This is a genomic window from Pararoseomonas sp. SCSIO 73927, from assembly GCF_037040815.1.
Classification (GTDB): Bacteria; Pseudomonadota; Alphaproteobacteria; order Acetobacterales; family Acetobacteraceae; genus Roseomonas.
Genome location: NZ_CP146232.1, coordinates 4,512,093 through 4,532,814 on the forward strand (window position 1 = coordinate 4,512,093; position 20,722 = coordinate 4,532,814).

17 protein-coding genes and 1 tRNA gene are annotated in these 20,722 nt (G+C 72.4%); 14 read left to right on the forward strand and 4 right to left on the reverse strand.

Annotation, left to right across the window (positions count from 1 at the left end; genetic code table 11):
* Positions 1-38 precede the first annotated feature (38 nt).
* Positions 39-1,082 carry an MBL fold metallo-hydrolase gene (locus VQH23_RS21390; protein ID WP_338662693.1) on the forward strand — a complete coding sequence of 348 codons (1,044 nt, stop codon included), beginning with the start codon at positions 39-41 and terminating at the stop codon, positions 1,080-1,082.
* Between the two features lie 33 nt (positions 1,083-1,115).
* Here the strand turns inward: VQH23_RS21390 and uvrA are convergent, their stop codons facing one another.
* The gene (gene uvrA, locus VQH23_RS21395) at positions 1,116-4,010 is read right to left on the reverse strand and encodes an excinuclease ABC subunit UvrA (RefSeq protein ID WP_338666138.1); all 2,895 of its coding nucleotides are present in this window, start codon (positions 4,008-4,010) and stop codon (positions 1,116-1,118) included.
* 331 nt (positions 4,011-4,341) lie between these two features.
* Here uvrA and ssb point away from each other — a divergent pair, with 331 nt between their 5' ends.
* The 9 genes from ssb to VQH23_RS21440 all read left to right on the forward strand — a co-directional run bounded on the left by ssb (position 4,342) and on the right by VQH23_RS21440 (position 13,511).
* Positions 4,342-4,893 carry a single-stranded DNA-binding protein gene (ssb, locus tag VQH23_RS21400; protein ID WP_338662694.1) on the forward strand — a complete coding sequence of 184 codons (552 nt, stop codon included), beginning with the start codon at positions 4,342-4,344 and terminating at the stop codon, positions 4,891-4,893.
* Between the two features lie 135 nt (positions 4,894-5,028).
* A complete protein-coding gene (gene gyrA / locus VQH23_RS21405; RefSeq protein WP_408904351.1) occupies positions 5,029-7,743 on the forward strand; it encodes a DNA gyrase subunit A in 2,715 nt (904 codons plus the stop codon).
* A gap of 8 nt (positions 7,744-7,751) precedes the next feature.
* On the forward strand, positions 7,752-8,273 hold the full coding sequence (gene coaD / locus VQH23_RS21410; protein WP_338662696.1) for a pantetheine-phosphate adenylyltransferase: 522 nt from the start codon (positions 7,752-7,754) through the stop codon (positions 8,271-8,273).
* Between the two features lie 41 nt (positions 8,274-8,314).
* Positions 8,315-8,881, forward strand: coding sequence for a peptidylprolyl isomerase (locus tag VQH23_RS21415; RefSeq protein WP_338662697.1), 567 nt, complete (start codon positions 8,315-8,317; stop codon positions 8,879-8,881).
* 86 nt (positions 8,882-8,967) lie between these two features.
* Entirely contained in the window at positions 8,968-9,486 is a 519-nt protein-coding gene (locus tag VQH23_RS21420; RefSeq protein ID WP_338662698.1) for a peptidylprolyl isomerase, read from the forward strand.
* A gap of 71 nt (positions 9,487-9,557) precedes the next feature.
* Positions 9,558-9,633: transfer RNA gene (locus tag VQH23_RS21425), tRNA-Lys, on the forward strand.
* A 160-nt stretch (positions 9,634-9,793) separates the two neighbouring features.
* Positions 9,794-10,813 (forward strand): hypothetical protein, encoded by a 1,020-nt coding sequence (locus tag VQH23_RS21430; RefSeq protein WP_338662699.1) that lies wholly within the window; start codon positions 9,794-9,796, stop codon positions 10,811-10,813.
* A 278-nt stretch (positions 10,814-11,091) separates the two neighbouring features.
* Positions 11,092-12,201 (forward strand): hypothetical protein, encoded by a 1,110-nt coding sequence (locus VQH23_RS21435; protein WP_338662700.1) that lies wholly within the window; start codon positions 11,092-11,094, stop codon positions 12,199-12,201.
* Positions 12,192-13,511, forward strand: a complete 1,320-nt coding sequence (locus VQH23_RS21440) for a hypothetical protein (RefSeq protein WP_338662701.1) — start codon at positions 12,192-12,194, stop codon at positions 13,509-13,511. Before VQH23_RS21435 ends, VQH23_RS21440 begins: the two co-directional genes overlap by 10 nt.
* A gap of 31 nt (positions 13,512-13,542) precedes the next feature.
* On the opposite strand, the gene VQH23_RS21445 is transcribed toward VQH23_RS21440, so the two are convergent.
* Positions 13,543-14,334 carry a sulfite exporter TauE/SafE family protein gene (locus VQH23_RS21445; protein WP_338662702.1) on the reverse strand — a complete coding sequence of 264 codons (792 nt, stop codon included), beginning with the start codon at positions 14,332-14,334 and terminating at the stop codon, positions 13,543-13,545.
* Between the two features lie 104 nt (positions 14,335-14,438).
* On the opposite strand from VQH23_RS21445, the gene VQH23_RS21450 reads away from it, so the two are divergent.
* The 4 genes from VQH23_RS21450 to msrP all read left to right on the forward strand — a co-directional run bounded on the left by VQH23_RS21450 (position 14,439) and on the right by msrP (position 19,227).
* The gene (locus VQH23_RS21450; protein WP_338662703.1) at positions 14,439-15,548 is read left to right on the forward strand and encodes a glycosyltransferase family 2 protein; all 1,110 of its coding nucleotides are present in this window, start codon (positions 14,439-14,441) and stop codon (positions 15,546-15,548) included.
* The gene (locus VQH23_RS21455; protein ID WP_338662704.1) at positions 15,545-16,969 is read left to right on the forward strand and encodes a glycosyltransferase family 39 protein; all 1,425 of its coding nucleotides are present in this window, start codon (positions 15,545-15,547) and stop codon (positions 16,967-16,969) included. Before VQH23_RS21450 ends, VQH23_RS21455 begins: the two co-directional genes overlap by 4 nt.
* Positions 16,970-17,099: 130 nt before the next feature.
* On the forward strand, positions 17,100-18,116 hold the full coding sequence (locus tag VQH23_RS21460) for a tripartite tricarboxylate transporter substrate-binding protein (RefSeq protein WP_338662705.1): 1,017 nt from the start codon (positions 17,100-17,102) through the stop codon (positions 18,114-18,116).
* Between the two features lie 172 nt (positions 18,117-18,288).
* Positions 18,289-19,227 carry a protein-methionine-sulfoxide reductase catalytic subunit MsrP gene (msrP, locus tag VQH23_RS21465; protein WP_338662706.1) on the forward strand — a complete coding sequence of 313 codons (939 nt, stop codon included), beginning with the start codon at positions 18,289-18,291 and terminating at the stop codon, positions 19,225-19,227.
* Between the two features lie 15 nt (positions 19,228-19,242).
* Here the strand turns inward: msrP and VQH23_RS21470 are convergent, their stop codons facing one another.
* Positions 19,243-19,710 carry an NUDIX hydrolase gene (locus VQH23_RS21470; protein ID WP_338662707.1) on the reverse strand — a complete coding sequence of 156 codons (468 nt, stop codon included), beginning with the start codon at positions 19,708-19,710 and terminating at the stop codon, positions 19,243-19,245.
* Positions 19,707-20,720, reverse strand: a complete 1,014-nt coding sequence (locus VQH23_RS21475) for a DUF4340 domain-containing protein (RefSeq protein ID WP_338662708.1) — start codon at positions 20,718-20,720, stop codon at positions 19,707-19,709. The genes VQH23_RS21470 and VQH23_RS21475 overlap by 4 nt, the downstream gene beginning before the upstream one ends.
* Positions 20,721-20,722: the final 2 nt, after the last annotated feature.

The following is a 20,722-nucleotide window of genomic DNA, read 5'->3' on the forward strand; positions in this document are numbered from 1 at the left end:
GTGCAAGCTGCCGGGAAGCACAGGGGAGGAGAGATCCGATGTTCTTCCAGCGAGGCCGCGCGCCCACCCGGTTGGTGGCGGAAGCGGTTGACCCCGGCCGGCGGCGCTTCCTGAAGCTCGGCTGCGCCTGCTGCATTATGGCCGCCGCCCCGCTAACCCGCGCGGAGGCGCAGGCGGCGCTCTCCGCCGAGGCGCAGCGCCACCTCGCCCTGGCGCGAGAGGCGGCGGGGACGGACCTGACGCCGCTGATGCGCCTGGCCGACATGATCGTGCCGCCTACCGAGCGCCGGCCGGGCATGGAGGAGCTGATCCGCATGCCCGCGCCCCCGCCGGGCCGGGCCTTCGACAACCTCGTCTTCCTCGGCAGCGAGTGGGTGACGTCCTGGGCCGTCCCGACCTCCGACGGGATTATCCTGATCGACGCCATGGACAATGACGAGCAGGCCGAGACCATCACGGATGCCGGGATGCGCCGGACCGGGCTGGACCCGGCGGCGGTGAAGCTCCTCGTCGTCACCCACGGCCACGGCGACCACTACGGCGGCTGCGGCCACTTCCAGCGGCGCTACGGCACCCGCGTCGTGATGAGCGGCGAGGACTGGCGGATGGTGGAGACGAAGCTCGAATTCGACCTGCCGGCCTGGGGCCGCCCGCCGCAGCGGGACATCGCGGTGGAGGATGGCGGCAAGGTCTCGCTCGGCGACACAGCGCTGGACGTGATCGCCACTCCCGGCCACACCATGGGCACCATCTCCCTGCTGATCGACCTGAAGGATGGCGGGCAGACGCACCGCGGCGTGCTCTGGGGCGGCACCGCCTTCAACTTCAACCGCCAGCCCGACCGCATTCGCCGCCTTCAGGCCTATATCGACGGCACGGCGCGGACCCGCGACATAGCGGCGCGGCAGGGGGTGGATGTGCTCCTCTCCAACCATACGGGCTGGGACGAGGCGGCGAAGAAGCTGGCCGCGAAGCGGGCGGGCGGGCCCAACCCCTTCGTCATCGGCAAGGACGCCGTGCAGCGGGCCCTGACCGTGATGCACGAATGCGCCCGGGCCACGATGGTGGTCTGGAACGCCTGAGCCGTGGCGGCGCCCCTGACCGGGGCGCCGCGGTCAGGCGCGCTTGCGCTTCTTCGCGGGCAGCGGTGCCTGGACCCCATGCGCCGAGAGCAGGGGCGCGAGGAAACGGCCGGTGTGACTCTCCGGGCTCGCGGCCACCTCCTCCGGCGTGCCCTCGGCCACCACGCGCCCGCCGCCATCGCCGCCCTCCGGGCCCATGTCCAGGATCCAGTCGGCGGTCTTGATGACCTCCAGGTTGTGCTCAATTACCAGCACGGTGTTGCCCTGGTTCACCAGCGCGTGCAGCACCTCCAGGAGCTTGCGCACATCCTCGAAGTGCAAGCCTGTGGTCGGCTCGTCGAGGATGTAAAGGGTGCGCCCGGTTGCGCGGCGGGCCAGCTCCTTCGCCAGCTTGATGCGCTGCGCCTCGCCGCCCGAGAGGGTGGTGGCCTGCTGGCCCAGGTGGATGTAGCCCAGCCCCACCTCGCTCAGCACCTTCAGCTTGTCCCGGATGGCCGGAACGGCGGAGAAGAACTCCAGCCCCTCGTCCACTGTCATCTCCAGCACGTCGGAGATGGACTTGCCGCGGAACTTCACCTCCAGCGTCTCGCGGTTGTAGCGCTTGCCCTTGCAGGTGTCGCAGGTGACGTAGACATCGGGCAGGAAGTGCATCTCGATCTTGATGAGGCCGTCACCCTGGCAGGCCTCGCAGCGTCCGCCCTTGACGTTGAAGGAGAAGCGGCCGGCCTTGTAGCCGCGCGCCCGGGAGTCCGGCAGCTCCGCGAACCAGTCCCGGATGGGCGCGAAGAGGCCCGTGTAGGTGGCAGGGTTGGAGCGCGGGGTGCGGCCGATCGGCGACTGGTCGATGTCGATGATCTTGTCCAGCAGCTCCAACCCCTCGATCCGCTCGTGCGGGGAGGGGACCGTGCCGGCCCCCATCAGGCGGCGGGCCGCGGCCTTGTACAAGGTCTCGATCACCAGGGTGGACTTACCGCCGCCGGAGACGCCGGTGACACAGGTGAAGGTGCCCAGCGGCATGCTGGCGGACACGGATTTCAGGTTGTTGCCCGAGGCGCCGACCACCTTGAGCTGCCGCTTGGGGTCGGGCTGCCGGCGCTGCGCCGGCACGGGCACGGAGCGGCGGCCGGAGAGGTAGGCGCCGGTGACGCTGTCCGGGTTGGCGATCACCTCCTCCGGCGTGCCCTGGGCGATGATCCGGCCGCCCCCGGCGCCGGCAGCTGGGCCGATATCCACCAGGTAGTCGGCGGCGCGGATCGCGTCCTCGTCGTGCTCCACCACCAGCACGGTGTTGCCGATGTCACGCAGGCGCCGGAGCGTGACGAGCAGGCGCTCATTGTCCCGCTGGTGCAGGCCGATGGAGGGCTCGTCCAGCACGTAGAGCACGCCCGTGAGGCCGGAGCCGATCTGGGAGGCCAGCCGGATACGCTGGCTCTCGCCACCCGAGAGGCTTGCAGAGCCACGGGCGAGGGAAAGGTAATCCAGCCCGACATCCACGAGGAAGCGCAGCCGGTCGTTGATCTCCCGCAGGATCCGGCGGGCGATCTCCTGCCGCTGGGGGGAGAGCTGGTCGAAGACGCCCGCGAACCACTCCATGGACTTCCGGATGGACAGGTCGGAGGCCTGGGCGATGTTCAGGTCCGCCACCCGGACGGCCAGCGCCTCCGGCTTCAGCCGCGCGCCCTGGCAGACATGGCAGGGGCGCTCGGACTGGTAGCGCTGCAGGTCTTCCCGGACCCAAGGGTTGTCCGTCTCGCGCAGGCGCCGCTCGAGGTTTGGGATCACCCCCTCGAAGGCCTTCTTCACCTCGTAGGCGCGCAGCCCGTCCTTGTACTTCAGGGTCACGACATCCGAGGTGCCGTGCAGGATGGCGCTCCGAACCGCCTTGGGCAGGTCGGCCCAAGCGGTGTTGGTGGAAACCTTGAAGTGCCGCGCCAGGCTCTCGAGCGTCTGGTCGTAGTAGGGCGAGGAGGAGCCGCCGGCCCAGGCGGCTACGGCGCCCTCGGCAATGGTCTTCACGTCGTCCGGCACGACCAGGGCGGGGTCGAAGAACTTCTCCATCCCCAGCCCGTCGCATTCCGGGCAGGCGCCCTGGGGCGAGTTAAAGGAGAAGAGCCGGGGCTCGATCTCCTCGATAGTGAAGCCGCATTCCGGGCAGGCGAAGCGGGAGGAGAAGACGGTCCGCGCCCCCTCCTCCCCGGGCTTGGCATCCGCCCCTTCCAGGTAGATGACCCCGTCCGAGAGGCCGAGCGCCGTCTCGAAGCTGTCGGCCAGGCGCTGCTGGGCGCCCTCCCGCACCACCACGCGGTCCACCACCGCCTCGATGTCGTGCTTCAGCTTCTTGTTGAGGGCGGGCACCTCCTCAATCCGGTAGAGGGTGCCGTTCACCTTCACCCGCTCGAAGCCCCGGCGCTGGAGTTCGGCGATCTCCTTCTTCCACTCGCCCTTCTTGCCGCGGGCGATCGGGGCCAGGACCAGCAGCCGGGTCCCTTCCGGCATGGCCAGGGTCCGGTCCACCATCTGCGAGACGGTCTGCGCCTCGATCGGCAGGCCTGTGGCCGGGGAGTAGGGGATGCCCACCCGCGCCCAGAGCAGGCGCATGTAGTCGGCGATCTCCGTCACCGTGCCGACGGTGGAGCGGGGGTTGTGGGAGGTGGTCTTCTGCTCGATCGAGATGGCAGGCGACAGGCCCTCGATGCTGTCCACGTCCGGCTTCTGCTGCAGCTCCAGGAACTGCCGGGCATAGGCGGAGAGGCTCTCCACGTAGCGTCGCTGGCCCTCCGCGTAGATCGTATCGAAGGCGAGGGAGGACTTGCCGGAACCGGAGAGGCCGGTGATGACCGTCAGCGTCCCCTTGGGGATGTCGAGGTCGATGTTCTTGAGGTTGTGCTGCCGGGCGCCGCGGATGCGGATATGGCCGCCGCTGCCGATCTCGAGCCCGCCCCGGTTGGCAAGGCGGCCGCTGGTCTCGGGAAGGCTGTCAGGCACAGGCGATCCGACCCTTTGTTCGCATTGTGTTCAGGGATGTTTGCCACCATATAATGGCGGCGGGAAGAGGTTGCCGGGGGGCGCCTCGTCCCTTCCCCCCGGGGGGTGGCCTTGCCGCCTCCCGGGGGGTAGCTTCTGCGACCCGCCTGGGTTTCCCCGTGAGGATTCGTGGGCGGGCGGCAGCGATTCGCGGCCCCGGCGCGCGGAACCGCTCGAAATTGGTTGTGGATGGCTTCGGCCCGGGCTTCCCCGGCCGGGCAGGGATGTGGGTGGCATGGCCGGCGTCAACAAGGTGATCATCCTCGGCACGCTGGGGCGCGACCCCGAGGTGCGGAACTTCCAGAACGGCGGCCGGGTGGTGAACCTGCGCCTGGCGACCAGCGAGCGCTACAAGGACCGCGAGGGGAATCAGCAGGAGCGGACCGAGTGGCACTCGGTTGCTATCTTCAACGAAAAGCTGGGCGAGATCGCCGAGCGCTACCTGAAGAAGGGCAACCAGGTCTACATCGAGGGCGCGCTGGAGACCCGGAAGTGGACCGACCAGCAGGGCCAGGAGAAGTACACCACCGAGATCGTGCTGCGGCAGTTCCGGGGCGAGTTGACCCTGATCGGCGGCCGCGGGCAGGGCGGCGGCGGGGGTGAGGAGGGCGGCTTCGGCGGCGGCTCCTCCGGTGGTGGCGGCTATGGCGAGCGCGGCGGATCCAGCGGCGGCGGCTACGGCGGCCGGTCCTCCTCCTCCGGCGGCGCCAGCAAGCCCCGTAGCGGCGGGGGTGGCGGCGGCTGGGACGCGCCGAAGGCCGACCTGGACGACGACATCCCGTTCTGATGGCCGCAATGCTGGCGGCAGGCTCTTGATGGCCGTTCTGGCCGGATTGGAAGGCGATAAGTGAGCGAGACGGAAGGCGGACCGCCGGACGAGCGGCCCTTCGACGAGACGGCGCCCGTCACCATCGAGGCGGAGATGCAGCGCAGCTACCTCGATTACGCGATGAGCGTGATCGTGGCGCGCGCCCTTCCGGACGCGCGGGACGGGCTGAAGCCGGTGCACCGCCGCATCCTGTTCTCCATGAACGAGAACGGGTTCACGGCGGACAAGCCCTACAAGAAGTCCGCCCGCGTAGTCGGCGACGTGATGGGTAAGTACCACCCGCACGGCGACAGCGCGATCTACGACGCCATGGTCCGCATGGCGCAGCCCTTCTCCATGCGCGTGCCCCTGATCGACGGCCAGGGCAATTACGGCTCCATGGACGGCGACCCGCCGGCGGCCATGCGCTACACCGAGGCGCGGCTGGCGAAGTCCGCGACCGCGCTGCTGGCCGGGATCGACGAGGACACGGTCGACTTCTCGCCCAACTACGACGAGAGCGCGGAGGAGCCGCGGGTCCTCCCGGCCGCCTACCCGAACCTTCTGGTCAACGGCTCCAACGGCATCGCCGTGGGCATGGCGACAAACATCCCCACCCACAACCCGGGCGAGGTGATCGACGCGACGCTGGCGATGATCGCCAACCCCGACGTCACGCTCGAGGAGCTGATGGGGATCATGCCCGGGCCGGACTTCCCGACAGGCGGTCTCATTCTCGGCCGTGCGGGCATCCGGGCCGCCTTCGAAACGGGGCGCGGCTCCATCCCCGTGCGCGCGCGCTGCGAGATCGAGGAGATGCGCGGCGGGCGTTCCGCCATCATCGTCACCGAAGTCCCGTACCAGGTGAACAAGGCGACGCTGATCGAGCGCATCGCCGACCTGGCGCGGGCCAAGCAGGTGGAGGGCATCTCCGACCTGCGGGACGAGAGCGACCGCGACGGCATGCGCATCGTGATCGAGGTGAAGAAGGACGCGACGGCGGAGGTGGTGCTGAACCAGCTCTACCGCTTCACGAACCTCCAGACCTCTTTCGCCGTGAACTTCCTGGCGCTGGACGACGGCACGCCCCGCCAGATGGGCCTGCGCGACGCGCTGCAGGTCTTCATCCGCTTCCGCGAGGAGGTGATCACCCGCCGCAGCCGCTTCCGGCTGAACAAGGCTCGGGATCGCGGCCATATCCTGATCGGCCTCGCCATCGCGGTCGCGAACATCGACGAGGTGATCCGCATCATCCGCGCCAGCGCGGATGCCGCCGAGGCGCGCGCAGCTCTGATGGCGAAGGCTTGGCCGGCGGGGGACATCGGCGCGCTGCTGGCGCTGGTGGACGATGCCGGCAACCTCGTGCAGGACGACACGGTTCATCTGACCGAGGCACAGGCGCGCGGCATCCTGGAGCTGACGCTGCGCCGCCTGACCGGGCTGGAGCGCGAGAAGATCCAGCAGGAGCTGGACGAGATCGCCGCCAACATCCGCGAGCTGCTGGAGATTCTTTCCTCCCGCCCGCGGCGGCTGGAGCTGATGGCGCAGGAGTTGGCGGAGGTGCGCGCCCAGATCGCCTCCCCGCGCATGACGCAGATCGTGGACGGGCTGGCCGAGCAGGACGACGAGAGCCTGATCGAGCCGGGGCTGATGGTCGTCACCCTGACCCGCGACGGCTACGTGAAGCGCACGCCGCTGGAGACCTTCCGCGCCCAGAACCGGGGCGGCCGCGGCCGCAGCGCGGCGGGCACGCGGGAGGACGACGTCGTCATCCGCAGCTTCAACGCGCACACGCACCAGCACGTGCTGTTCTTCACCAGCCGCGGCATGGCCTTCCGCGAGAAGGTGTGGCGTCTTCCGGAGGCGGGCCCGACGGCGCGTGGCCGCTCGCTCCGCCAGCTCCTGCAGCTGCAGGACGGCGAGCAGGTGACGGCGGTGCTGCCGCTGCCGCAGGACGAGAGCCTGTGGGAGAACCTGCACCTCGTCTTCGCGACCGTCTCGGGCAATGTCCGGCGCAACAAGCTCTCGGACTTCCGCAACGTGCGCGCGGCGGGCCTGATTGCCATGAAGCTGGACGAGGGCGACAGCCTGGTGGGCGTGCAGACCTGCCGGGAGGGCGACGACATCCTTCTCGCCACCCGGCTCGGCCGCGCCATCCGCTTCACGGCGGAGGAGGGCGTGCTGCGCGTCTTCGCGGGCCGCGACTCCACGGGCGTGCGCGGCATCAAGCTGGTGGGCAAGGACGACGCGGTCATTGCCCTCTCCGTCCTGCGCAACGTCCCGGCCACCCCTGGCGAGCGCGCCGCCTACCTGAAGCTCTCCGCCGCCCGCCGCCGCGCCCAGGGCGAGGCGACGGCAGAGGAGGCCGCGGAGGCGAGCGCGGCGGCCGATGCCACGGCCGAGGAGGGCGCCGAGCCCGCCGAGGAGGTGGCGCTGAGCGATGAGCGGGCGCAGGAGCTGACGGAGGCGGAGGAGATTCTCCTCGTCGTCACCGACACCGGCTTCGGCAAGCGCAGCTCTGCCTACGAGTACCGCCGCTCCGGCCGGGGTGGGCAGGGGATCGCGAGCATCCCGCTGGGCCGCAGCAAGGGCCACGCGGTCGTCGCGACCTTCCCGGTGCGCCCGGGCGACGACGTGATGCTGGTGACGGATAACGGCCGCCTGATCCGCATGCCCGCCGACCAGGTGCGCGTGATGGGCCGCCCGGCTGCTGGCGTCACCCTCTTCCGCCTGGACAAGGGGGAGGAGGTGACCTCCTGCTTCGTCGTGGTGGATGACGGGACGTCGACGGAGGGCGCCGCCGCCGAGCCCGGCGCGGCCGATGCCTGAGCGACCCCGTGGCTGAGCGTCCCACGGCGGAGCGTACCGGCGTCTATCCCGGCACCTTCGACCCGGTCACGAACGGCCATTTGGACGTGATTGGGCGGGCTGCGCGATTGGTGGACCGGCTGGTGATCGGGGTGGCCCGGAGCGCCGGCAAGGGTCCGCTCTTCCCGTTGGAGGAGCGGCTGGAGCTGGTGTTGGCCGAGACCAGGGCCATCGCGCAGGAGACCGGGACGGTCATTGAGGCGGTCCCCTTCGAGGGGCTTCTGGTGACGCTGGCGCGGCAGGTGGGCGCGAATGTGATCATCCGCGGCCTCCGCTCCGTCACCGATTTCGACTACGAGGCGCCGATGGCCGGGATGAACCGCCGTCTCGACCCCGGGGTTGAGACGGTGTTCCTCATGGCCGGGGAGTCCACCCAGTTCATCGCCTCCCGCCTCGTGCGGGAAATAGCGGCGCTGGGGGGAGACATTTCCGGCTTCGTGCCCGGGTTGACGCGGGAGCGCACGCTCCGGCGCCTGGGCCGGACCGGCTGACAGCCCGGCACCGAGCCGGGCAGGGTTGGAGGAGAATGCCGATGCGGCGACGGAATTTCCTGGCGGCTGGGCTGGCTGCTGGAGCCCTGACGACGCCTGCCATGGCGCAGGCTGATCGCGAGAACACGCTCTTCCTCGACCTGAAGGATGGGCGGGTGGTCATCGAGCTGCGGCCGGACCTTGCGCCGAGGCATGTGGAGCGCATCAAGACGCTCGCGCGGCAGGGCTTCTACGACAACACCCCGTTCCATCGGGTGATCGAGGGCTTCATGGCCCAGGGCGGCGACCCGACCGGCACCGGCACCGGGGGCGCCCGCGACAAGGGCTTCGCCGACCTCCCCGACGAGTTCTCACCCCCCTCCCGCGCGCGCTTCCTGCGCGGCACCTGCGGCATGGCGAAGACCGCGGCGCCGAACACGGCCAACAGCCAGTTCTTTATCATGTTTGCCCCGGGTCCGAGCCTGGACGGCAACTACACGATCTGGGGCCGCGTGATCTCCGGCATGGAGAACGTGGACAAGATCAAGCGCGGCGCGGGCGGCAGCGGGATGGTGCAGGGCCCCGACCGCATCGTCCGCATGCGCGTCGCCGCCGACGTGCCGGCCTGAGCGCCGGTCCTGGGCACCGGTCCTGAGCAAGGGCCGACCCATCATCGGCGGCCATGCGCCGCCGCATAACCGAACGGGAATCCGAGATGAGCGATGAGACCAGCGCGGTGACCCCCGCCGCCGAGGCCGACGCGAACACCCTGCTGCTGGAGCTGAAGGACGGCACCGTGACCATCCAGCTCCTGCCCGAGCTGGCGCCCAAGCATTGCGAGCGCATCAAGGCCCTCGCGTCCGAGGGCTTCTACGACAACACGCCCTTCCACCGCGTGATCGAGGGCTTCATGGCCCAGGGCGGCGACCCGACCGGCACCGGCACCGGCGGCAGCCAGATGCCGGACCTGCCCGCGGAGTTCACCCCGGCCGCCAAGGCCCGGTTCCTGCGCGGCACCTGCGGTATGGCGCGCACGCAGAACCCGAACAGCGCGAACAGCCAGTTCTTCATCATGTTCGGCCCCTACCCGAGCCTGGACGGCCAGTACACGATCTGGGGCCGCGTGACTTCCGGCATGGAGCACGTGGACAAGATCAAGCGCGGCGCCGGCGGCAGCGGGACGGTGCAGAACCCCGACAAGATCGTGAGGATGCGCCCGGCGGGCGTCGCCTGATCGAACTGTCTTGACGTCCGGTGCCCGGCCTTCCAAAGGTCGGGCACCCCTCGCGGCGGAAGCCGCGGCTTGCGCCTGTAGCTCAGTCGGTAGAGCACGAGACTTTTAATCTTGGGGTCCTGGGTTCGAGCCCCAGCGGGCGCACCACGCTTTCCCCGCCCTCGCGTAGGGCGACCCCCGGACGGCGGGGCGCATCCCGGCCGAGGGTGCCTTGACGTTTCGCAAAGGTGCATGATTGCATCGCTAAGCGGTTTCCGTTGAGCAAGCGACCCGGCGTGCCGCATCCGCAACTAGGAGGAGGCGCCCGATGCTGGAGAAGGGATCCGGGCTGACGCAGGCGCAGCCGAACTGCTTCATCCACACCACCACCGTCGGCGGCAAGAGGAGCGCCCGCTACCTTGTCGGGCAGGTCTTCCGGCAGTCGAGCCAGGGCCGCGACAACCCGCCGCCCTGCCTCAGCGAGTTCGACACGGCCGGCACCCCCTTCGCGCTCGGCCACGTCATGGCCCTCGAGCTCGGCGGCTGCGACGTCTCCGCCAACATCGTGCCGCAGTACGGCCAGTGGCAGGGCAATGCCCGGGGGGCCTGGCGCGCCATGGAGACGGAGATCGTCAACGCCTCCGTCAACGCCGATGTCATGCTGGTCGAGGTCAGCTACGGGTCCGGCCCCTTCGCCCGCACCCACGCGGATCAGTACGCCGCCTTCAACGGCGGCGAGAAGCTGTTCCACTGGACCGAGGCGCGCATCCCCACGAGATTCCGTGTCTGGACCGTGGACAAGGCGTGGAAGCCGGCCACGGCCGGTGCGAAGGGCGTTGCCGACTATCTCGCCGCCGACGACGCGGGCAAGGAGGCCGGCGTCGCCGCGCTCTTCGCGGCGCTCTCCGGCATCGGCGTCGTCGAGCGGCTCGATCTCGAGCTCACGGCCATGCCGCCGATCGACCGGGAGTACTGGCGCCGGCAGATGATGATGCAATACGTCCGCGATCAGCACGGCCTCTATGAGAGAGGGGTGAGGAGCAAGAACAAGCAGGCCGACACGCTGTACAAGGGCGAACTGAAGAGGTGGCAGGAGCAGAACGAGGGCCGGCGCGTGTCCCGGCGCCTGTCGGTGAAGCAGGCGACCGGGCCGGGCGGTGCGCCCAGAGCCCCCAAGGAAGTCGTCTCGCTTGACCTCGCCAGGTGGTTGGCCAAGGAAGGCACCTGCAGCAAGCTGCACACGCGGCTCACCACCGAGGTTCCGCCTCCCGGCGCGGTACAAGGCTGGTCGCCGGCCGAGATGGCCACCCTCACGCCGCAGTGGATCGCCTCGGCGGTCTTCGCCTGACCGCCCCGCCAGGTCCCGCCGCTCGGTAAGCCGCGGCCAGCGCTTCCCGCGCGTTTTCGATGACGGGGTCGCCGCTTCCCACCCCCGGGCGTCCGGCCTGGCGAGGGCAGGAGACAGCGGGCCTGCGGAGAACAGCGCCGTTCGGCGGCGCCGCAGCGGATGTCGCATCCGCTCCCGGATCTTCTGCCGCAGGCGCCGGCGGTTACGCTTCCTTCGGCATTCTGCCCCACCCTGACCTCATGCAGCCCAGGCCAGAGCAGGCGGTCCTTCCCGGGCCGGTGGACGATGCCCGTCCGACGACATTCCTCGAGCGCGGGGTAATGGTGCGCTTCACCACGCCGATGCTGCTCGGCAGCCGCGTGCGGCCGAGCGGCCGGCGAGGGCTGGAGATCGCCGTCCCGAGCCCGGCGGGCGTCCGGGGCTTCTACGTCCTGCCGCTGCGGGGGCTTTCGGACATCTGCACGCCCACGCTGCACGACCGGCAGCTGGTAGAACTGATCGAACGAATCCCGGCCGTGACGCCCGACGCCATCACCGGGGCCACGCGGCAGGTCGCGCGGGAAGGCTATGCGGGGCAGGACGCCGCCGCGGCAGCCACCGAGGCGGCGCGGACCCAGGCCAACCAGCGGCTGGTCACCAACTACCGTCTCCTGCTGCTCCTCATCCGGCAGACGGAGTCGCCGGGGGAGCACGCGCTCCCGCCGGAGCGGGACGCGCCGCTGAGCGTGCAGCGCCGCGCGGAGCGCGCCGTCGCCCGCCTCGCCCATGAGGCCGGGCTCTCCCCCGCGGCCGTGGTGACCGCCATGGACGGCCTCACCGAGGCCTATCTCGCCGTGGGCTTCCGCGGTGACCCGACTCGGGCGCGCTACCAGGGCGAACTCCTCGTCCTCGGCGAGATGGCCGAGGAGGTCGCGCGATGGGGCGAGCTGGCGGTGGACTCGCAGCACTCCGGCTGCGCCTCGCTCATCGCCCGTTCCGCCCGACTCACGGTCGATGCCGGGCGGATCCTGGTGGAGCGGGTCCTCGCCGCGACCGAGGACCTGCGCGGCCTACTGCTGCGCTGGACGAGGGATGCGGAGGGCGTGCTGGACGAGACCGCCCGCTTGGCCTGGCTGCTGGACGGCTGGTCCGTGATGACCGGCCTCTGGCGCAGCGCGGACCGGATGGGGCGCGCCGCGACGATCGGTGAGATGGCCGTGATGGTGCCGAGCATGCCGCGCGAGGTCACCCGCTGGACGGGCGAGGCGACCGGGGAGGCACCGGACGAGCCGCACAGCATCACGCACAGCATGCGCAGCCGGTTCGTGATCCGCATGACGGACTGGCGCACGGGCCGGCTGCTCGAGCTGACGGAGCGGAACGAGGCGATCGTGAAAGAATGCCTGTGACGGCCTGCACCCCGACCGGCCCCGCCCCCTTCGGCCCCACGCCCCTCAGCTCTTCACCCACTGGGCCTGCCCTTACCGGCCACGCCCTCACCGAGCTGCGGCTGCTGAGCGGCGCGCTCGCCGACGCGTCGCGGGAGCAGCTGGCCCGGGTGGTTTCCCTGATCGACGACCTGCCCGATCGCGCCGGCGCCGACCGCCTGCTGGAGCGCGCGCGGCCGCGGCTGCGTGAGATGAACCTGCCGCGCCCGCTCGGTTTCACCCGGCTCCTCTTCCTCCCCCTCGACACGCTGATCGTGCCGCCGACGGCCTGGAGGCCGGGCGCGGCGGGGGTCCCGCGCACGGCGCTGCGGGCGATCTCCGCCGCGGTCGAGGCGGCGCTGGGGCCGGAGGCGGGGCGGCTGGACGCCCTCTGCGCGGGCCTGACCGCCGAGCAGCCCCTGCGCGTCCTCGAGCTCGGCCGGACGCTCTGGCCGGTTGCCGCCGGGATCCTGCCGGAGATCCCGCCCGCGGGGTGGGAGGCCTCGGGCCTGCCCCGGCGGGAGTACCCGGCGCTGCGGGAGCGCTGCGCGGCGGGCTGGCGCCATGCCGTGGCGATCTGGCCCGCGCTGCAGGCCGCGTCGGAAGGGCCTCCGGAAGTGTTGGCCCACCAGGCGCTGGAGGGCGCGGTCGCGGAGGGCGGCGCGGCGCTGGAGGTGGTCCTCCGGCTGCTGATGGTGCGGGCCTCGCGCCCGGCGAGCATCGCGGCGCTCGCCGCCCGCCTCTCACCCCCCGGCTCGGCCCAGGCGGCCCGCACCGTGCAGGGCGCCGTGGACGAGTACCTGCACCGGCGCGAGGCGGCGGGCGTGCCGCCGGCCGATGCCTGCGGGCGCGCGCGCCGCGCCGCGACCGACGCCCTGGCTGTCTGCGCCCTGGCCGATGACTTCGAGGCTTCCGGCCTTCTCGGCCTGCCGGCCAGGCGGGAGCGGCTTCAGGCGATCCGGCGGGCCGCCGAGGAGACCTGCCGGGCGAGCTTTGCCGGGCTTCTCTCCGAGGAACTGCTGGCCCCGCTCGCCGCGCTGCGGAGATCCGGCCGCCCCGCGGCCCGGGCCGCGGCACCGTCCCTGGAGGAGGCGGCGCGCCTGCTCCGCCGGATCGAGGGCAGCGGGCGCCGCCTGGGCGGGGCGGAGAGCTACGACCTCGCCTTGACGGCAGCGGCGGAAAGGGTTGCCCGGGACGGGTCGTCCGCGGGCCTGACCCATGTGGAGCGGCTGCGGCTGGTGGAGATGCTGGCCGGGCCGGAAGCCGCGTTGCGGCTGGTCGGCTGGCCCTGACGGCGCCCTCCCGCTCCTCCGCCCTCGCGCGCTACCCGGCGCCGGCCAGGAGCCCGGCGAGGCCCCGGGCGGCGGTGAGGAGGGCCACGAGGGCCAGGGTGAGCAGGGAGACGCGCCGATGCGCCCCGCCCAGCCGCCTGAACAGCCGGGCACCGAGATACGAGCCGGCGAGCATCAGCGGCGTGCCGGCGAGGACGAGCAGCGTCTCCACACGCCCGAAGGCGCCGATCGCGAGGAGGCTGGCGCTGGAGAGCAGGGCGGAGAACAGGAAGAAGACGAGGAGCGAGGCCCGGACCTGCACGGGCGCCATCGGCAGGGCGAGGTAGTAGGCCACGGCGGGCGGGCCGGGCATGGCGGCCAGCCCGTTGAACAGGCCGGAGAGGGCCCCGGCCGCCACCGTGGTGTTGCGCCCGGGCATGCTGCGGAAGCCATGGCCGATGCCGAGCGCCAGCACCGCGATGCCGCAGGCCCCGGCCAGCACCAGACGCGCCGCATCCGCCGGCAGCCAGGCCAGCAGCACCGTGCCCAGGGGCGAGGCGACGACGGAGCCGGCCGCCAGCCAGCGCACGGAGGGCCAGTGGCACTCGCGCGCGGCGCCCCGGAAATCCATCAGCCCGCCCAGGAGCTGCAGCCCGGCCGCCACCGCAACCGCCAGGATCGGCGGGAGGGCAAGGCTCATCAGCGGCACGGCGATGATGGCGAAGCCGAAGCCCGTGAAGCCCCGGAAGACCGCGCAGAGCGCCACGATGAGGGCGACCGCCGCCAGGATGCCCGGGGAGGGAGCGCCGGAGGAGAGAGGGCCGGGAAGGAGGAGGTCGGGCATCGGCCCGGCGCTACGCCCATCCGGCGGGGCCGGGAAGGGGGCACGGGATGGGCGTAGCGCCGGGCCCCCTTCCGGCGGGTGCGCGCGCGGGGTAAGCCGCCGCCGTGCCGGCCGAAATCCTCCTCCCCGCCGAGATCACGGTCGTCGTGCCCTGCTACAACGAGGCGGCGAACGTCGCCCCGATGGTGGAGCGGCTGGGCGCGGCGCTCTCCGGCACGGCCTGGGAAGTCGTCTTCGTGGACGACGACAGCCCGGACGGCACCGCCGCCCGGGTGAGGGAGCTGGCCGCCCGGGATCCGCGTGTGCGCGGCATCCGGCGCGTCGGGCGGCGCGGCCTCGCCTCCGCGGTCACCGAAGGGGTGCTTTCCTCCTCCGCTCCCTATGTCGCGGTGATCGACGGCGACCTGCAGCACGACGAGACGATCCTGCCGGCCATGCTGGCGGCGGTGCGGAGGGGTGGCGCCGAGGTAGCGGTGGGCAGCCGCCACGTGGAGGGTGGCGAGGCCGGGGCGGGCTTCTCCGCCGGCCGCGCCCGGGTGAGCGACGCCGGGACGCGGCTGGCCGCGATGCTGCTGCCCACCCCGGTGGGCGACCCGATGAGCGGCTTCTTCCTGATGCCGCGCCCGCTCTTCGAGGCGATCGCGCCCCGGCTCTCCGTCCGCGGCTTCAAGATCCTGCTGGACATCCTGCTCTCGGCCGGGCGGCCGCTTCGGGTGGCGGAGGTGCCCTACCGCTTCCGGCCTCGGGTAGCGGGCGAGTCCAAGCTCGACGCCACGGTGCTGCTGGAATTTCTCGGGCTGCTAGCGGACAAGGCGCTCGGCGGGCTGCTGCCCTGGCGCTTCATCTCCTTCGCCGCCGTGGGCGCGGTGGGGCTGGTGGTGCACCTGGCCGTGCTCTTGCTCGCCTCGCAGGTGCCGGGGCTGCAGTTCGAGGCGGCGCAATGGGCCGCCACCTTCACGGCAATGACCGTGAACTTCCTCCTGAACAACCGCATCACCTACCGCGACCTGCGGCTGCGCGGGCCGCGGCTGGCGCGGGGGCTGGCGCTGTTCTACGCGGTCTGCACGATCGGGGCCGTGGCGAATGTCGGCATCGCCGGGCTGCTGGTCCATGAGGGGCTGGCCGGCTGGGGCCTGGCCGGGGCGGCCGGGGCGCTGCTGACCGTGGTGTGGAACTACGCCGTCTCCTCCACCCTGGTCTGGCGGGGGCGGTGAGCCCCTGGATCCTCGGCCTGCTGGCGCTTACCGCCCTCCGGCTCGCCGCGGCGGCGCTGCTGCCCCTGGCGCCGGACGAGGCCTACTACTGGGTCTGGGGCCGGGACCTGCAGGCGGGCTACCTCGACCACCCGCCCATGGTCGCGCTGTGGATCGCTGCCGGCACGGCGCTGCTGGGCGACGATGCCCTGGGCATCCGGCTGTTCGGGCCGCTCGGGATGGCCCTGGCCTCGCTCGCGGTGGCCGCGGCGGGGGACGCGCTCTTCCCGGACCGGCGGCCGGGGAAGTGGGCGGCGCTGCTGCTGAACGCGATGCCGCTGACGAATGCGGGCGCGGTGCTGATGACGCCGGACACGCCGCTTTTCGTCTTCTGGTGCCTCTCGCTCTGGGCGGCGGCGCGCCTCCACGCATCGGGCGACGGGCGCTGGTGGCTGGCGGTCGGCGCCCTGGCCGGCTGCGCCCTGCTCTCCAAGTACACGGCCGCGCTGTTCGGGGCCGGGCTGCTGCTCTGGCTGGTCGCGGAGCCCTCGGCCCGCCGCTGGTGGCGGGATGGCCGGCTCTACCTCGGCGGGGCGGTTGCCGTGCTGCTCTTCCTGCCGGTGCTGGTGTGGAACGCGGCGCATGGCTGGGCCTCCTTCGCGAAGCAGGGCGGGCGGGCCGGGGCGGGGGCGGAGTTCGGCCTGCGCTATGTCTGGGAACTGCTCGGGGGGCAGCTCGCCCTGGCCTCGCCGGTGCTGCTGATTCTTTGCGCCGCCGGGACGGGGCTCGCGGTCGCGGCCTGGGCGCGGCGGGATGCCGGGGCGGGGCTGCTGGCCGCCCTAGTCGTGCCGGCGGCATTGATCTTCCTTTGGCAGGCGACGGGAAGCCGGGTGCAGGGAAATTGGCCGGCCGTGCTCTACCCCGCCGCCAGCATCGCGGCGGCCGGTTTCGCGGCGGCGCGGTGGCAGCGGATCGGCGCCTGGATCGGGGGCGGGATGACCCTCGCCGTCCTGCTCCAGGCCGGGTTCTCGCCCGTGCCATTGCCGCGCGCCGCGGACCCCACCCTTGCCCGGCTGGCCGGATGGCCGGAGCTGGCGCGGGACGTGGAGGCCGCGCGAGCGGCGGCCGGCGCCGATTTCGTGGCCGCCGAGGAGTACGGGCTGGCGGCCCAGCTCGCGCTCCACCTGCCACCCGGAATGCCCGTGGTCGCGGTCGGCGGGCGCTGGGATCTCTTCACCCTGCCCAGGCCGTCCGCCGGGCGGGCCGGGCTGATGCTGCGCAGCCTGCGGCGGGGGGAGGGGGCGCCCCTCTGGCCGGGCGCCGCGCCGCTGGGCGAGGTCGTGCGGGCGCGCGAGGGCGTCGAGGCGGAGCGATACCGGCTGTTCCGGGTGGAGACGCCGCCGGGAGAGGAACCCGCCGCGCTGCTGCCGCGGCCGCGCTGACCCCGTCTCGCTGACCCCGTCTCGCTGATCTCCGGCCCGGACGCCTATGCACCGGCCCGACGGTCCTGGCACACTCCCGACAATGGCTCCCGCCGACTGGCAGAGGGGTCGCGCCGGAGAGGATCGTTCCATGCGTCGCCGCGCCCTCGTGAAGGCCGCCCTGTCGGCCCCCGCCCTGCCCGTGGCTATGCCCGTCCTGGCCATGCCCGCCCTGGCGCAGGCCCCGGCCTGGGTGGCGGACCGGCCGATCAGCCTTGTCGTGCCCTTCCTCGCCGGGGGCTCCACCGACATCGCGGCCCGGGTGCTGGCGGAGCGGATGGGGCCGCGCCTCGGGCCGGGGGCGCGGATCATCGTGGAGAACCGGGCCGGGGCGGGCGGGGCTGTGGGCGGGGAATGGGTCCGGCAGCGCCCTGCCGACGGGTACACCCTGCTCGTCGCCACCGCCTCCTCCCACGCCACCAACCCTGCCGCGCTGCCCTCCCAGACGCCCTACGACCCGGTGACGGACTTCACCCCGATCGCGGCGATCGGGGGCGGGCCGCTGGTGGTGGTGGTGCCGGCCGCCTCGCCCTGGCGGGACGCGCGCGGAATGGTGGAGGCCGTGCGCGCGAGGCCCAACGCCTTCTCCTGGGCCACTTCCGGCGTCGGCGGCGTGGGGCACCTGACGGGGGAGTACCTGAAGATTTCCGTGGGCGGCCTGCAGGCGGAGCACGTGCCCTACCGCGGCGGCTCCGCCGTGATGGAGGCGCTGGCGAAGGGCGAGGTGGCCTACTCGCTGGAGGTGCTGGCCTCCTCCGCGCCGCACCTGCGGGACGGGTACTCGCGCGGCTTGGCGGTGACGTCGAGGGCGCGCCACCCGCTCTTCCCGGAGATCCCCACCCTGGACGAGACCGTGGCGCCGGGCTTCGAGGTGACGACCTGGAACGTCCTGCTCGCCCCGAAGGGCCTGCCCGCGTCGGCGCTCGCGGCGCTGAACACGGCGGTGAACGGTGCGCTCGCCGAGGGCGCGGTGCGGGACCGGCTGGCCGGGGCCGGGGTCGATCCCTCCCGCCCGACGACGCCGGAGGAGACGCGGGAGTTCCTGGTTTCGGAGCTGGCGAAGTTCCGGGGCATCGTGCGGCAGGCGGGACTGCGCCTGCAGGGCTAGCGGCAATCCCGGCCCCGGCCGGCCGTGGGGGAAGCAGGCGGCGAGGCCGGGCGAGACCCCCGCATCGCTCCGCTGCGGGCTGGGCTTGTGTCATGAGTGGGGCAACGCAAAGCGGCGTCTTGAATCGGGCGCCGAGGACCCGAGTTGTGGTGCACCTTCCTTGGAGGTCAGCATGCTGATCCGCATCCGCCGCGGCTGGGAATTGCCCGAGAGCGCCGCGACCCCCGAAGCCCTCGTCCTCGGTCGCCGGGCCGCGCTCGGCGCTGGCGCCGCGCTGGCCGGGGCTGCCCTGGCGCCCGGCGGCGCGGCCGCCCAGGCCGCCGCCCCAGCGATGCGCAACACGCGCTTCCAGCCCGGGCGCGACGTGACGCCGGAGCGGGACGTCGCCAGCTACAACAACTACTACGAGTTCGGCGGGTCCAAGAGCATTGCCGCCGCGGCCCAGCGGCTCAAGGTCAGCCCCTGGTCCATCCGCTTCGAGGGGATGGTGGCGAACCCCCGCGAGATCGGGCTGGAGGACCTGCTGCGGCAGGTGAACCTGGAGGAGAGGGTCTATCGCTTCCGCTGCGTGGAGGCCTGGGGAATGACGGTGCCCTGGACCGGATTCCCGATGTCGGAGCTGGTGCGCCTGGCGGCGCCGAAGCCCGAGGCGCGCTACGTGGTGTTCGAGACGGCGACCCAGCGTGACACCATGCCCGGGTTGCGGCAGGGCTGGTATCCCTGGCCCTATTCCGACGGCTTCACGATGGCGGAGGCGCGGAACGAGCTGGCCTTCATCGCCACCGGCATGTACGGCAAGCCCCTGCCGCCGCAGAACGGCGCGCCCATCCGGGCGATCGTGCCCTGGAAGTACGGGTTCAAGGCGCCGAAATCGATCGTGCGCGTGACGTTCCAGGCGGAGCGGCCGGTTGGCTACTGGGAGAAGCTGCAGGCCAGCGAGTACGGCTTCTGGGCCAACGTGAACCCGGAGGTGGCGCATCCGCGCTGGAGCCAGGCGAGCGAGCGGCTGCTGGGCAGCAACGAGCGGGTGCCGACGAAGCTCTTCAACGGCTACGCCGAGTTCGTGAGCGGGATCTACACCAACCTGCAGAACGAGAGGCTCTACGCCTAGCGGGAAGGGGGCCGGTTAGGCCGGAGGCAGCCGCCCTCTCGCCTCGGCGATGACGCGGAGGGTCTCGTCCCAGAGGTCGAGCCCCTCCAGTTCCGCCGGGGAGAAGAAGCGCACTTCCGTCGCGTCGTCGCCCGGCCTCGGCTCGCCGGCAGTCCACCGGCCGGCGAAGTCGATGATGGTGTAGTGGAAGCGGATGCGCCCGCCCCCGTCGCGCCCTTCCCCGTCGCGTTCTTCCCCGTCGCGCTGGACGATGTCCACGCAGGCGACGAGGGAGAGCGGCCCGACCTCCACCCCCGTCTCCTCCCGCAGCTCGCGCCGGGCGCATTCCTCGGCCGACTCGCCCAGGTCCTGCGCCCCGCCGGGCACGGTCCACTCGCCCTCGCGCGGCGGGCGGGCGCGGCGGACGAGCAGCACCTCCTCCCCGCGGAAGGCAAGGAGGCCGATCCCGATCCAGGGCCGGTCCGGATACTCCCGCCCGCTCACCCCTCGCGCTTCTTCAGCGTGTCGAGGCTCGGCGCGAAGGCGGGAAGCTTCCAGGCGCCGACCTGATAGGCCCAGCCGCGCCAGCGGGCGTTGAGACGCGCGGCCTCCTCGTCGCCGGTCGCGGAGAGGAGGAGCCAGACGTTGCCGTTCTCCTGGCGCAACCGGGCCGTGACGCTCAGGTTGTCGGTCAGGGTGAATCGGCCCTCGCCCGCCGCCTCGCCGGGCGCCTCCGCCTCGGTTCGGACATCGACGAGGGTCAGCCCTTCCAGGGCGCGGCCGACCTCGTCGAGCGAGACCTCGTCGGCCGGCGGGGCGTTCGCGGGGGCGGCGAGGCGGAGGCGGCCATCGGGACCTTCCTCCCGCTGCAGCTCCACGGTCCTGCCGTCCCGCGTGCCGGAGACGCGGCGGACGCGCTCCTCCGGAATGTTGGCGATCTCGCGCTCGATCCAGAGGGCGGGGTCGGCATCGACGGGCAGGCTTCCCTCGGCCAGCCAGGACTGGTTTTCCCCGGGGCGGCGCACATAGGCCGTCTCGCCGCCCGGCCCCTCCGGCCCGCCGATCGTCCGCACCCGCCGGCGCCCGACGACGAGCTCGGCCAGCGGGGCGCCGGCGCCGTCCAGCACCCGCAGGAGCAGCGCGGGGGTGTTGAGGCCCGGTTCGTCGAGGCCGAGGCGGGCCAGGGCCTCCGGGTCGGCCGTGCGCGGCTCCGCCAGGCGCAGCTCGGTGAGGGCAACGAGGAGGGCGCGTACCCGGTCGGCCCGGGCCGGGTAGCCTGCCTTCTGCGGCAGCGCCCAGACATCGCCCGTGCCGCGCTGGAGCGTGAGACTGCCCGGCCCCTGACGCACCTCGACGCGCTGCGCGGCGGCGAGGCGGCCCGACAGGGCAGGGAAGGCCAGCGGAGCCTCCGGGCGGGGCGGTGTGCCTTCCGGCCCGGCCAGGAGGGCGGCGGCGCCCGCGGCCACCACCGCGGCGCCGCCGAGGACGGTCAGGTGACGTCGGTTCAGCGGCATGG

Bases quoted from the DNA above. Each gene is read 5' to 3' on its own strand.
- VQH23_RS21390 (WP_338662693.1), top strand. From the start codon at position 39: ATGTTCTTCCAGCGAGGCCGCGCGCCCACCCGGTTGGTGGCGGAAGCG.
- ssb (WP_338662694.1), top strand. From the start codon at position 4,342: ATGGCCGGCGTCAACAAGGTGATCATCCTCGGCACGCTGGGGCGCGAC.
- gyrA (WP_408904351.1), top strand. From the start codon at position 5,029: ATGCAGCGCAGCTACCTCGATTACGCGATGAGCGTGATCGTGGCGCGC.
- VQH23_RS21415 (WP_338662697.1), top strand. From the start codon at position 8,315: ATGCGGCGACGGAATTTCCTGGCGGCTGGGCTGGCTGCTGGAGCCCTG.
- VQH23_RS21420 (WP_338662698.1), top strand. From the start codon at position 8,968: ATGAGCGATGAGACCAGCGCGGTGACCCCCGCCGCCGAGGCCGACGCG.
- VQH23_RS21430 (WP_338662699.1), top strand. From the start codon at position 9,794: ATGCTGGAGAAGGGATCCGGGCTGACGCAGGCGCAGCCGAACTGCTTC.
- VQH23_RS21440 (WP_338662701.1), top strand. From the start codon at position 12,192: ATGCCTGTGACGGCCTGCACCCCGACCGGCCCCGCCCCCTTCGGCCCC.
- VQH23_RS21445 (WP_338662702.1), bottom strand. From the start codon at position 14,334: ATGCCCGACCTCCTCCTTCCCGGCCCTCTCTCCTCCGGCGCTCCCTCC.
- VQH23_RS21460 (WP_338662705.1), top strand. From the start codon at position 17,100: ATGCGTCGCCGCGCCCTCGTGAAGGCCGCCCTGTCGGCCCCCGCCCTG.
- msrP (WP_338662706.1), top strand. From the start codon at position 18,289: ATGCTGATCCGCATCCGCCGCGGCTGGGAATTGCCCGAGAGCGCCGCG.
- VQH23_RS21475 (WP_338662708.1), bottom strand. From the start codon at position 20,720: ATGCCGCTGAACCGACGTCACCTGACCGTCCTCGGCGGCGCCGCGGTG.